This window comes from Chryseobacterium sp. SIMBA_038 (assembly GCF_046535115.1).
Taxonomy (GTDB): domain Bacteria; phylum Bacteroidota; class Bacteroidia; order Flavobacteriales; family Weeksellaceae; genus Chryseobacterium.
The window spans coordinates 1-260 of sequence record NZ_JAWRXH010000252.1 but is presented as its reverse complement, the minus strand read 5'-3'; the positions used below and the strand labels follow the sequence as shown (position 1 = coordinate 260).

The window sequence follows — 260 nt, the reverse complement described above, 5'->3', positions numbered from 1 at the left end:
AAGTTTGTGGTGTTGCCCGAGCATCGCACGACTATCCGTAATGCCCTCAAGAAGCTCGCAGATGCGGACGCGGATCAGCGGTCGATGACCCATTTCATTAGGCAAGTTGCCGATGAGAAGATGCGGGAATCCCTCAAGCCATATTCGCTCGACGGCAACAACGCCATGCTCGATGGTGAGTCGGACAACATCACGCTCGACCGATTCGTTGTGTTTGAGATGGAGCATTTGATGGGTATGGGTGATCGGTTCGCGATTCC

1 protein-coding gene is annotated in these 260 nt (G+C 53.8%); it reads left to right on the top strand.

Going from position 1 to position 260, the window contains the following annotated elements; genetic code table 11:
* A partial coding sequence (locus tag SB689_RS23450) for a hypothetical protein (protein WP_410694451.1) occupies positions 1 to 260 on the top strand: 260 nt, incomplete at both ends.